The organism is Streptomyces sp. NBC_00310 (genome assembly GCF_036208085.1).
Classification (GTDB): Bacteria; Actinomycetota; Actinomycetes; order Streptomycetales; family Streptomycetaceae; genus Streptomyces.
This window is the reverse complement of the sequence record NZ_CP130714.1, coordinates 6,892,735-6,905,655: the sequence shown is the minus strand read 5'-3', so window position 1 is coordinate 6,905,655 and position 12,921 is coordinate 6,892,735. Positions and strand designations below refer to the sequence as shown.

General features: G+C 69.1%; 4 protein-coding genes. All 4 read right to left on the bottom strand.

Going from position 1 to position 12,921, the window contains the following annotated elements; all coding sequences use genetic code 11:
* Nucleotides 1–76: 76 nt before the first annotated feature.
* Nucleotides 77–523, bottom strand: coding sequence for a barstar family protein (locus OG202_RS30325; RefSeq protein ID WP_326578486.1), 447 nt, complete (start codon nt 521–523; stop codon nt 77–79).
* Nucleotides 520–7,326, bottom strand: a complete 6,807-nt coding sequence (locus tag OG202_RS30320; protein ID WP_327728138.1) for a polymorphic toxin-type HINT domain-containing protein — start codon at nt 7,324–7,326, stop codon at nt 520–522. Before OG202_RS30320 ends, OG202_RS30325 begins: the two co-directional genes overlap by 4 nt.
* Before the next feature lie 225 nt (nt 7,327–7,551).
* Entirely contained in the window at nt 7,552–11,190 is a 3,639-nt protein-coding gene (locus OG202_RS30315; RefSeq protein ID WP_328223910.1) for a LamG-like jellyroll fold domain-containing protein, read from the bottom strand.
* Nucleotides 11,191–11,282: 92 nt separating this feature from the next.
* The gene (locus OG202_RS30310) at nt 11,283–12,782 is read right to left on the bottom strand and encodes a VCBS repeat-containing protein (protein ID WP_328223909.1); all 1,500 of its coding nucleotides are present in this window, start codon (nt 12,780–12,782) and stop codon (nt 11,283–11,285) included.
* Nucleotides 12,783–12,921 lie beyond the last annotated feature (139 nt).

The window sequence follows — 12,921 nt, the reverse complement described above, 5'->3', positions numbered from 1 at the left end:
TGACAGGGCATGTTAGAGGCAGGGCGTGCGACAAAGCGATGACCCCCGGGGAACGGAACTCCCCGGGGGTCGTGCGTCAGCTCTTCCAGTCGGCCAGATAGAAGAGTTCCAGCTGGCCGTATTCGTCGTCGACGTCCGAGAGATCCTGCGCCGTCGTGTGCAGGAGGGACACGGATCGGACGAAGGCGTGGACGTCGGCGTCCAGGAACGCGGAACTGGAGGACAGGACCAGGGCCACCCTGAAGGGTTCGTCGGCGCCCCGGTCACGGAGTACGTCCGTCAGGGCGTCCCAGTTGCCGCCGTAGTAGTCCGGTGCGGAGAGGGCCCGCCCGAGAGCGGTCAGCAGATCCTCTTCCGTCCGTACCTCCGACAGGTCGGCTTCGAGGACGGTGAATCCGGCCCGGCCCAGTTCGTCGACCACCTCGTCATGACGGCTCTGCTGTGCGAAGTAGGGCTCGGACGGCAGCCACGGAAGGATCTCCTGGGGGTCGACCCAGGAATCCTGCAGATCATCCGTCGTCATCGCACCCGCACAAACGTCTTGTAGTGGTCAGCGGTGAAATACACTTCACCCTTCTTTCCGAAGATCAGACGATGCACGCCGCGACTGGCTCCGCCGGTCGGCCACACGTCCGATTCGCGATAGTACCCCTTCCCCTTCTTGGGCAAGAGGCCCTTGTTGTTGGTGAAGACGCCCCTCGCCTGGCCACGTGCCTGGCCCTTCATCACGCCGGGAGGAGTGCGCCCCGTCTTGTCGTAGTAGTTGACGACCTTCCAGATCTGCGCGCCGAGCGGAGTCAGGCAGCTGGTCTTGGCGTTGTGGACGAGAACGGGGGTGTCGGCCGCCAGGACGTAGTAGGTGTGCAGGTCGCTGACGGTGAGGTTGTGGACCGTCGCCTTCGGGCTCGTCCAGCGGGTGACCTCGGTGATCCGGACCCCGGTGCCCGCGTCGGTGCTCAGCCGGTCGCCGGCCGTGAGGTCCGTGGCGTCGAGCCACTCGTCGAGTCCGGGCACCCAGAACGGGTGGCCGTCGGTCGCGGTGACAGAGGCGGTCCTCGTACCCCTCTCACCGTCGAGGTCGACGGTGACCCGGACGAGGTGCTTCAGCCCGACGCCCTCTATCTCTGCGGTGACCTTCTCGGTCCTGGTCTCACCGCTCTCGGGATCGGTGGCCAGCACCTCGTCGCCGATGTCGATGTCCGCTATGGCCTTGGTACTGCCGTCGGCCATGAGGACCCTGGTGTCCGGGGCGAAGCTGTTGCCCTCACAGGACTCCAGTTGGCCGGCGAGCCGGTTGGCCTCCTTGCGCTTCTTGTTCCAGTCCTTGAACTTGTCCCAGAGCTTGAGGGCCAGCCCGCCGATTCTCTTGCCGACGGCGGCGGCCTTGTCGAGCCGCCATCCGTACTTCGCGACCAGCCTGCCCGCGGGGCCGCCGCTGATCAGCGAGGTGACCACGTTCAGCACGGTCTTGCCGCAGGAGCCGAGGGCACCGGTGGTGAAGCAGTCCAGCGCGTCGGTGATGCCCAGTTCGTCGGCGATGATCCCGCCGAGTTCCTTGGCGATGGCGATGGCGCGCCTCTCGGCCGCTTCCTTCTCGGCCCGCGCGGCGTCCGCCTTCTCCTTGGCCGGTGTGTAGATCGCGTTGTCGCCCGTGCCGCCGCCGCTACCGCCCCCGCCGGAGCCGGAGGAGGACTTGTTGTAGTTGTGTGGCCATGGCCCGCACTGCTGCCAGCCGCCCTCGCAGTCCGCGAGCCTGAGGCCCGTGGCGTCGCTGTAGGTGACCGGGCTGTTGTTGGCATAGGCGTAGCCGTTGATCTGCTGCGGGTCGTTGTAGTCGATGATCGGGTCGGCGGAGAGGAAGCGGCCCGTGTCCGAGTCGTACTCCCGCGCCCCCACGGTCGTCAGACCCGTGGACTCCTGGACGGTGCCGCCGACGAAGCCCTTGTCGTTGACCCATCCCGTGGCTGTCGAGCTCGACTCGTCGCGCGCGGTGCCGAACGGGTCGGTGCGCCGGCGGGTCGTCTGGCCGGTCGCCGCGTCCACCGCGAGCTCGGCGGTTCCCTGGTGGTCGGCGAGCAGGAAGTGCACCCCGCTCGCGTCCCGCATGGCGACGGTTTGCTGGGAGAACGAGTAGTAGCGGGTCGCCGTCACCTTGGAGGTGGCCTTGTCCAGATGGAGTTCGGTGCCCGGAAGGTAGTAGGTCTTCTCCTCGGGCGTATCCCGCAGAAGGCGTTCGCCCGAGGCGTCGTACGTGTACGACGTGATGCTTCCGTCGGCGTTGGTGACCTTGGTCAGCTCGCCCTGCGGGTCCCACTCCAGCCTCTGGGTGTCGCCGTCGAGGACCCTGGTCTCGGTGTTGCCCTCCTCGTCGTAGGTGTAGGTGTCCTCGGCGGTGACGGCCGGCGTGGTGCTCGTCGCGGCGGTCTGCCGGGTCACCGCCGACACGGTGTGCGGGCCGCCGGTCTCGCCGTAGGTATAGCCGCGGGTGGTGGTCCCCGCTCCGCCGAGGCCGTGCCGCACCTCGTCGGTGCGGTTGCCCACCGAGTCGTAGCCGTACTCGGTCCAGAACGGGTTCACCCCGCCGACCGTGGCCGACGACGCGCCGGACGCGCAGGCCGCCTCCGAGGCACCGGTGCCCGAGGCGTCGTTCGGCGTCACCGACGAGGTCCAGGCGTCGGTCAGGCGACGCAGTCCGTCGTACGTGAAGCACTGGACGTCGTTGGCGCCGTCGCTCGGAGTGTCGGCGATGGAGAGGATGTTGCCGGTGTCGTCGTAGGTGTAGCGGGCGTCGTAGGCGAAGGGCGCCCCGTTCTCGACCCGCATGTGCGACCTGGTGAGGCGGCCGGTGCCCTCTTCGTAGAAGTTGGTCAGCCAGGTCTTCGGCGCGTTCGCCTGGCCTGTGGTCAGCTCCAGCGACTCCAGTTGTGAGGTCGGCGAATAGCCGGCGTCCGTGACATATCTCAGGCCGCCCAGCGAGGTGTTGAGGGCGGTCGGCCGCTGCAGTTCGTCGTACCCGTACGACAGCGCCTCGGCCGACAGGTCGCCGACGGCCGGCAGACCCTCGCCCTGGAGGGTGCCGTCGTCGTTGTACTGGTTGGTGAACTCGTAGGTGCCGCCCAGCTGGGGCTCGGCCGTCTTCGACAGGAAGTACCTGGTCGTGGTCGGCTTGTAGTCGTTCTCCGGGTCCAGCGTCGGGTAGGTCACCGACGAGTGGACGGCTCCGTCCTTGTAGGTGTAGACGCCGTACAGCTCGCCCTTGTAGGCCGTGTCGTAGCGGGTCAGCGACAGCCGGGTGCCCGTGTCCGCCTCGCCCTGCCAGGTGGAGACCGGGCGGCCCATCTCGTCGTACTTCGTCGACGTCTTGTTCAGCCGGGCATCGGTGATGGACGTCTGGCGGTCCATCGCGTCGTACGTGTACGTCGACCTGCCCGTGTCAGGGTCGACGGCCTCGATCTGGCGGCCCATCTGGTCGTACTTGTACGTCCACTCGTTGCCGGCGTCGTCCGTGACCCGCGACAGTAGTCCGGCGTCGGTGTACGCGTACGAGGTGGTGACGGTGTCGCCGCCCGTGGGGTGCTGGATCCGGGTGGTCGTACGGTCGCGGGCGTCGGTCACGATCGTCGTCTTCACTCCGCCGGAGGGCGGGGTGGTCGTGAACCGGTCACCGGCGTGGGTGTAAGTGGTGCGGTAGCGCTCCTGGCCCCCGACCTGGAGGATCGTGGCCGTCTCGCGGCCGGCGCCGTCGTACCGGGTGACCTGCTGCGCGTTGAGGTCCTCGTTGACCGGCTCGAAGAGCGTCGAGGACGGGGAACCGGTGGTGTAGTAGGTGTCGTTGACCTTGGCGATACGGCCGGAACCGTCGTAGAGGGTGTCGGCGATCATCCGGCCGCCCTCGCCCTCCGTCTGCTCCTGACGGGGCCGGAGCAGACCGTCGTACAGGGTCCACTCGCTGCCGTACGAGGTGCCGTCGTTCTCGATCTTCTGGGTGTGGACGGCCGTCGGACCGTCGTCGCCGCGGACCAGGTACGTGTACTTGATGGACGGGGACAGGCCGATGCGGTCGGGGAACCAGACCGAGGTGAGGCGGCCCAGACCGTCGTAGGCCAGCTCCGCGCGTTTGCCGTTCTCGTCGACCTTCACGGTCGGCACGCCCCGCTGGGTCGCGTACTCGGTGGAGGTCGTCCAGCCGAGCACGTTGGTGACCGTCGACTTGGTGGCCAGGCCGTAGGGGTTGTCGACGTACGCGGTGGTCGTGGTCTGGGACGCGGCGTCCTTCACCGTCAGCGGGCGCCCGTATGCGTCGTACGTCGTCGCCGTGACCGTCTGGTACGTCGCCGTGGTGCCGTCGTGCGCGGACAGCCGCTTGGTCATGGTCGGGGCACCCTCGGTGGGGGCCGCGCCCAGGGTGGTCGAACCGTCGTAGTAGGTCAGCTCGTCGGAGATGACCTGGGTCTTGCGGTTCGGGGTGGTGGAGCAGTCGACGCCGACCTTCTCCACACGGGAGATGTACGCGTACATGTGCCGGGACGCGTTGTCCGCGTACTCGGTGCGGGTGCACTCGTTGTCGCCGACGCCGACCTCGCCGTCGTCGTCGACACGCAGCACCCGGCCGGTCTTGTCGTCGTACGTGGTGGTGGACTTGGTGTGCCTCCAGTTCCCGGAGCCGAGCGACACGTAGGAGTCGACGGAACCCTGGCTGAGGTAACGCGCCCGGCGGGTGCCCCAGTCCTCGACGCGGGTGGCGGTGACCTGCGTCCAGGGCAGGGTGACCGAGCGCTGGGTGATGTCGGAGCCGTTGTAGGTGATCGTCTCCAGCTCCTGGCCGGCCTTCCAGTCGGAGTCCTCGTAGGAGGTCCCGCCGGAGTCCTTGACCGTCGCCGAGCGGGAGTCGCCGTCGGCGTCCACGTCGCCGTCGAGACCGCGGAAGAAGACGTGCTCGGTCCTGGTGTCGGACGCCGAGTTGGTGCCGTCGGAGGTCTCGATCCGGACCCGGCCGTAGCCGCGCCAGTCGTCCCAGGTGCGGTATTCGGCCGTGGTGATGCCGTCGGCCTTCGCCTTCCGCCAGCCGGCGTCGCCGAGGTACGTGTACGAGGTGACCTTCTCCGCGTTGCCGCCGGTGAGGTCCTGCTCGACGACGGAGTCGACGACGTACTTGTGGAACCAGTCGACGATCGGGTCCTCGGCGCCCGGGGGGTTCCACTTGACCGGGAAGCAGCGCTTGGTGGAGGAGTCCTCGGCGGGCACGGTGCTCGAAGTGCACTGCGGGTCCGCGTAGTTGACGCTGAGGACACCGCCGGTCTCGTTCTTCACCGCGGAGAGACGGAAGCGGTAGAAGGGCTGGAGGTTGTCACCGGACTCGTCGACGCGGCTGGCGAGTTGCTGGCCGTGGAGCTCGACGGACGGCATGGTGACGTCGGTGCCGACCTTGCCGGTGTGGTCGATGGCCTTCAGCCACAGGGACTTGGAGCCGTCGCCGTTGTCGGTGAAGTCGTGGGACAGGGCCCACTCGTCGACCGCGCTGAAGGAGGTGTCACCGGTGCGGACCTGAGTGGTGATCTTGGTGAGCTTCTTGCGGGTCCAGAACGTCGGCGAGTTCTGGCCCGCGCACTTGGTGTCGGCCTTGCAGTTCTGGTCCCACGGCACGTCCGGCCAGTCGGCGGCCGTGTCGTCCGTGAGGTCGCCGGGCTCGCAGTCGGTCAGGTCGCCGATGCAGCGCTCGGCGGTGGTGAAGACGACGCGGGCGGACGGCTCGGTCGAGTAGGCCTTGCCGGCGCGCTGGCCGTAGTCGATCCGCTTGAGGTAGCCGCCGCGGACGTACGACTTGCCGTTCTCGCCGGTCTTCAGGCCCTGCGTGTAGTGGTTCGTCTCCTTGCCGTAGAAGTACGACATGACGTTGCCGTGCGGGTCGATGACGTGGTCGAGGTTCCAGCGCCAGGCCTGGGCGCAGTGGGCGTCGGCGAAGGTCGCGTTGTAACAGGGCTCGCCCGAGTCGTCGCCGTACACCGGGACGGTCCAGGTGGAGTCGGTCTCCTCCTCGCCGCTGGTGTAGCCCGGCAGGCGGTTGCGACCGAAGAAGTACTGGGTGCCGTCGGGCGTGGTGACCTTCCAGTACTCGCCGTTGTTGTCGCCGTTGGTGGCGTCGGTCAGCTTCTCGACCTTGGAGTTGTCGTCCCCGCTGACCCGCCACTCGCCGGTGGTGTCGTCCTTGACGATCTCGCCGGAGGTGCCGCCCGCGAGGGAGAGGGTGGCGTTGTCGTACGCCCAGCACTGGTCGCCGTACGTGTCCTGCTGGCCGTCGTCGGCACAGGCCTTGTAGTTGCGCTCGATGAACCCGGGCTCGTAGGTGAAGCCCTGGCCGACCCAGGAGCCCTGGTTGTTGGTGGCCGCGGTCTGGCCGTCGACCGACTGGGAGTTGTAGGAGAGGCCGACAGTGGGCTGCGAGCCGCCGGGCACGGGCGGGGTGGTCATCGGGTACGACCAGGTGAACGCGCCCGAGGAGGTGTCGACACCCCACTCGGAGGACGCCTTCAGGCTCGTTGCCTTGTAGTCGCCGCCGTCGCCCTCCGCGCCCGCGGTGGCGGCCAGGACGGTGACCGAGGCGGCGCTCGTGGACGCGGCCCGCAGCAGTTGGGTCCCGGTGCCCGCCGTGTCGCCGGCCGCCGTGACCTTCGCGGCGAGGGTCTGCTTCTCCGCGTCGTTGGTGCTCTTCAGGTAGACGGGGGTGGAGCAGCTCTTCTTCTCCGGCGTGGTCAGTACGCACTCCGGGTACTGCGCGAGGCGCAGCCTGGAGCCGTAGCCGCCGCCGTACGCATCCGCGAAGTGCGAGTAGTCCAGGGCGACTTGGGCGGTGCCCTGGCCGGCCTCGCCGTCGCTGCGGGCGACCGTGAAGAGGACGCCGTCGACACCGGCTGCCTCGGTGGCCTTGCGGCCCAGCACCTCGACGCGGAGGGAGTCGGCGGCGTTCTTGCCATCGGCCGACCTGGCGGTCAGGGGCAGGCCCTTGGCCTTGGTGGCCTTGTCGGTAGTGAGCTCGACCTCGGCGTCTCCCGCCTTCGGCCAGGTGGTCTTCTCGGCGTGCTCGACGGCGGCCTTCGCGGCCTCGTCGGTCTGCTTGAAGGTCTCGCTCTTCGCGTTCCTGCCGCGGACCGGGTCGTCGAGGTTCGTCTGAGTCCTGGGCTTGGTCAGGCCGTCGTCCGCGGCGAGGGCCTCCGGCGTGTACTGCGGCAACAGGCCTATGGACAGGGCCAGGCCCAGGACAAGCGCGGCGCGGCGGCGGCCGGTGCGCCAGGCCGGTCTGGACGACCGGTACCAAGGAGGCGAGGACATGACAGACATCTCCGTTCGAAAAGGGGTCTGGAACGCTCCGGGCGGGGAATGACGGCCGGTTTCGCGGCTGCGGCCGGTGGGGGCCGTTCGCGCAGTTCCCCGCGCCACTGAAAAGCAGGGGCTTCGCCCCGTGCTTTTCGCTTTGGGGGGCGCGGGGAACTGCGCGATCAGCCACGACGTAGCAGCGGTCGGCCGACGGCACATCGCGGCACTTGCAGCGGAGCGTCAGCCCTCGCTGATGCTGGAGCCCGACGGCATGACCGCCACCAGCGTCACCAGTGAGGCGTCCAACGGACCCTGGTACATGCGGACCTCGTCGACGGCGCCGGAGAAGTACTCGCTCCCGGCCGTGCCGCTCAGCGTCCGGCCGACCTGGAGAGCCGTGGTCGTGAAGTTCCACGTGTTGTCCCACGGAGCCTCTGCCACCGCCACGCCGTTGACGTACAGCAGCACGTCTCCGAAGACCGCGTTGTAGACGAGCGCCAGATGGTCGCCGTCGCCCTCCGCGCTCGGCAGGTCGCCGTTGTCGAGGACCGTGGTGACCACCGGGGCCGCCGCGTCCGCATCGGTCACCTTCAGCTGCCAGCGGTTGCTCGCGGCCAGGTACTTGACCGTGATCGCGCTGCCCTTGGCCCCGGACAGCGAGAGCACCGTCTGGTCCGCGGTGGAACTCGTCGACGCGAGCCGGGCGCGGGCGGTCAGAGTGAAGCTGTCCTGCGCGGAGAGCACACCGGCGGCCCGGGTCGCGTAGGCGTTGGTGCCGTTCAGCGCCAGGTGTCCGTCGCCCCACAGCGGCTCGGCCGGGGGGACGCACTCCGGGTCGGCCTCGGGGTCGCAGGAGTCGTCGGGCAGATAGACGGAGGCGCCGCCGCCCAGGGTGAGGCCCGTGCCGCCGTCCACCTCCGGGGAGAGGCCGGAGGCCGACGCGTCGAGCTGCCAGTAGGCGAGCTGGTGGGGCTGGATGCCGCCCAGCTCCTGGCCCTCGGCGGGCGGGATCACCCGGTCGTGGATCTTGACGTCGGCGACAGTGCCCTTGAGGTGGCCCAGGTAGCCGTCGAGGGCCAGCTTGCGGCCGATCTGGACGCCGCCGCCCGCGTTCCAGGTGGTGTGGCGGGCCTGGACGTCGTCGGCGACCAGGACTCCGTTGACGTAGAGCATCATCTTGCGCAGCTCGGCGTCGTAGACCCCGATCAGGTGCGTCCAGCTGCCGGGGACGGCGGCCGCGCCCGAGACCTTCCAGGTGCCGAGCGACTCGATGTCGCTGTAGGGGATGCGGAAGGTCCACGACGCGGAGTCGACGTCGTAGCCGAGCTCGAAGCCGGGCTGGGCGGTGCCGTCCTGGCTGACGACGGTCATGCTCTCGGTGGGCAGCGAGGGCAGCATCACCCAGGCGCCGACGGAGAAGGTCCTGCCGGTGTCGACGGCGGGCTCGCCCGCTTCGACGTAGGCGTTCTCGGTGCCGTCGAAGGAGGCCGCGGTGTCGGCGGAGCCGAGCGGACCCCCGACTCCGAAGGTCACCCCGGAGCCGGCGGTGGCGTCGGGCGCGTCGCCGCTGCCGGCCGCCGTCGAGGAGCCCTTGGCGTCACCGAGGGTCCAGGCCGCGGCGGGCGCCCGGCCGTCGCTGACCAGGAAGACGTGCACCGTCGGGGTCTTCTGCGCGTTGCCCGCCCCGTCGACGGCGGTGACATGCAGCGCGTACGTGCCCTCGCTCGGCGGCATCCAGCGGATGGTCGCCGGGCCGCCGGTGGACTCGGGGGCCACTGTCTTCGGGGTGTTCACCGCGTTCGGGCCGGTGAAGCGGTACGTGTACTTGGCGACGTCGGTGGACGGCGAGTCCATGGTGAAGCTGCCGTAGTCGCCGGTGCCGACGTGCCAGGCCTCGTCGTCCGGGTATGCGGCGGAGGTGACGGTCGCCGACTTGGGCTGGGAGGTGTCGTAGATGAACTCGCAGCGGGTCTGCTCGCCGTCGGAGGACCAGGCGCCGTAGGCCTGCTGGTCGTAGCCGCGGACCGCCCAGCCGATGACGGTGTTCTTCGGGATGGTGAAGCCCGCCTCACCGTCGTCCTTGACGTCCGTGCCGATGGTGTAGAAGAAGGTCGCCTGGCCGGTCTGGGTGATCTTCTTGCTGACGTTGGTGGTGGCGCGCTGACCGGTCCGCGCGTAGTGCGTGACCGTCTGGCCGTCCTTCTCCCAGAAGACCTTGAACTGGGCCTGCAGCTTCTCGGAGTTGGAGCCTGTGTCGTTGTGGTCGTAGTCCTTGAGGACGACGCTGACGCGCGGCGCCTCGGTGACGTAGTGCTCGGTGGGGCTGCCGTACTCGCAGGAACCGCCCGGCTTCATCTGCAGGTCGTCCTGGTCCGGCTGCAACGGCGGTCGGTTGTACGTCACTTCGAGGTGGGCGTTGCCGCAGAAGCGCTTCCAGTACGAGACGTCCGACTCGCTGGTGGCCTTGAGCCGGAACGTGGTGGTGTCCCAGCCCTTGTCGGCCGCCGTCTGGATGGTGCCCGTCACGCCGAAGCGCACGTTCTGGTTGGTCGAGGTGCACGAACCCGCCGTGTCGGTCGGCGACTTGGAGGTGATCGTGTCCTTCGACGACGGCTGGTTGGACCAGTTCGTCTTCGAGCTGATCGCGCTCGCGCCGGTGCTGTTGACCCGGGCCAGCTGCACCTCGCGCGCGGAGTCGCTGTAGCTGTGCACCAGGGTCACGGCGAACTGCGCGTCGACGATGTCCTTGCCCTCGAACGTCCCGGTCGGGATCGCGAAGAACTGCCGCTTCTTGTCGCTGCTGCTGGTGCAGCGGTACGACACGTTGGACGGGCAGAGGCCGACACCTTCGTCGTCGTCGAACTTCCAGAAGGAGTCGGACGGCGAGTCGGAGGACACCATGGTCCAGCCGGTGCGGTTGGCGGTGCGGACCACGGGGTCGATGTAGACCGGGTACACCGTGTCGTCGCCGGTGAGCAGGCCGGCGTCCGGGGTGAGGGTGACGCTGTCGGAGTCGACGGCCACGTCCACGTCCTCGACGGTGGCGCCGTCGGGGGGTGTGATGTCGTCGCCGAGGGCCTCCGGGGCCGGTGCCGCGTCGCCCGTGCCCTCGCTGGAGTCCCACATCAGCGGCTTCGGTGCCTCGAAGACCGTGCCGCCGGAGCCGCTGTCGGTGGCGGTCAGACCGCCACCGGAGGTCTCCGTCAGCTCCACCGAGGTGGTGTCGACGGGGAGTTCGAGGGTGGCGAGGTCGGGGTTGGCCGCGGCCTCGGCGTTCTTGACCACCAGGATGTGCGAGAAGCCCTCGGCGTTCGCGGTGACCTTGAGGTCGACGTCCGGCAGGACGTCCGGATAGGTCGCGGTCGAGCCCTCGACCTTCGGTCCGGGCAGCTTGCCGAGCCAGTCGAGGGAGAGCGCCCGGCCGTCCTTCTCGATCTCGGCGAAGGTGCTGTCGCCGCCGCCGGAGAACGCCATCGCGGTGACGGCGGCCTTCGGCGCGTACGTGCCGTTGGCCTGCTTCACCAGCGTGGTGTCGATCTCGGCCCACTTGCCGTTCTTGCGGGTGCGGACCGGCTGGACGTACTCGGTGACGGTGAACGTGCCGTCCGGGTTCGCGACCGTCGTGCTGCGCTCGTCGCGCAGGCTCGTGATCTCGACCTTCTCCCCGGTCTTCGCGGCCCTGTCCTGGGCGGCGTCCTCGGTGAGGGCTGTGGTGGAGGCCTTGCCGGCCTTCCCGGTGGCGGCGGCCGGGGCCGTGGGCTCGGGGGCGGGGGCGCCGCCGAGTGCCGTGACCAGCAGGGCCGTCAGTGCGGTGGCGACGGTGAGCAAGCGGACGGGACTCCGGCTGCCGCCCGGCTGCCCGCTCGAACGGACTGTCATCGCGGTGCGTCTCATCCCCGTGCGTCTCGTCGCGGTGCGTCTCATCGCGGTGCGCTTCATCCCCGTGTGCTTTCTTCTCCCCATGCCGCCCGTCACCCGACCACGCCGAACGAGACGCCGTTGTCGGGCAGTCCGCCCGAGCCCGGCTGGTACGTGGTGGCACCCGTGCCGGTGGTGCCGTCGATGTCGGTCCACGTCAGGACGTGGAGCACGCCCTTGGTGGTGCCGGACGCCTTGCTGAAGGGCACCCCGAGGTAGAGGTTGTTCGCGCCACCGGTCATCGACATGCCCAGGTGGTCTCGCTTGGTGGCCGTACCCGGCAGGCCCGAACCGCGGGTGAGCAGCCGGTCGGCCGCGCCGATCGTGCCCAGCGGCCGGAAGACCTGGACGGCGCCCGCGTCGGTGGCGGTGCCGACGTCCTTGCCCGGGATGCCGACGGCCAGCCGTACGGTGTCGGCGGTGGTGACGACGGCCGTGTCGGTGTTGGAGATGGCCACACGCTGGCCCAGGAAGTCGCCCGCGACCGCGTCGCCCTCGACGTCCGTGACATTGGCGTCGATGGCCGCCAGCTCTGTGTACGTGCCGGAGGGCTGGATCCGGAAGACCGCCGCGCCGCCCGCCTCGGTGACCGTGCCGATGTCCTCGCCGGGTGTGCCGACGGCCAGCAGGATGTCGGAGTTGTACGTCTGGTCACTGGGCCGGTAGTTGGTCATGGCGATCGAGGTGCCGAAGCCGTCGTCGGCCTCGGCCGTGCCGGTCACTCCGGTGGCGTCCTGGTCGAATCCGGCCAGCGCGGTGGGGAGTCCGTTCGCGAGGGTGTGGTTGAAGACCGCGACACCGCCGGCGAAGGTCTGGTCCCCGATGGCCTCGCCCGGGATGCCGACGCCGAAGTAGCGGTTCGTGCCGGCCACGGAGTAGCCGAAGCGGTCGTACGCCTCGACGGTCCCGGGGACGCCCGTGTCGTTCTGGTTGACCGTCGTCTTCGTGCTGCCCTGGATGTAGTGGATGCAGCCCGCGTCGGCGTGGTTCGTACCGCCGGTGACCACGTTCTCGCCGGGCACGCCGACGACCAGATAGGGCGAACCGCTCGCGGTTTCCCCGCCCTTGACGGACTGTCCGAACCAGTCGTACGCCTCGGTGGTGGTGCTGGGATCCAGGCCCGACTGGCTGTAGCCCTCGATCGTGGAGCCCTCGCCGATGCCGGTCGGCGTGCCGTGGATGACGTAGATCGCCCCGCTGTCGACGAGCTTCACCCCGTCCTTGGTGACGTCCTCATAGGGCACCCCGACGACGAGGTCGGTGCAGCCGTCGCCGTCCGCGTCGTACGTCGTGCGGGAGGTGCCGAAACCGTCACCGGCCTCGGGGGCGGCGTTCATCCCGGTGGTGGCCTGCGAGATCTCGAAGACCCCCTTGCCGGCGCCGAGAATCACCCGCACCAGACCCGCGCCCTTGGCGCCGTTCACCGTGGCGTTCGGATCCGCGACGACCGTGTCGACAACGCTGTCGCCGTTGAAGTCCGTAGAAGTACCCGCCGTGCAGGTGGCCGCCGCTGCCACCCCGGCGACGCCGGAGGGCAACAGCCCTGATGACATGACGAAAGAAGCCAGCAGGGCACATCCCGCTGTGCTTGTGCGTATTCGCACAACTCACCCCTTGATCCCCGTTGAGTGACCACATCCACACCCCTGGCCACATAAAGCGAAGCTAAATGTGCACGCCATCAGCATGTCA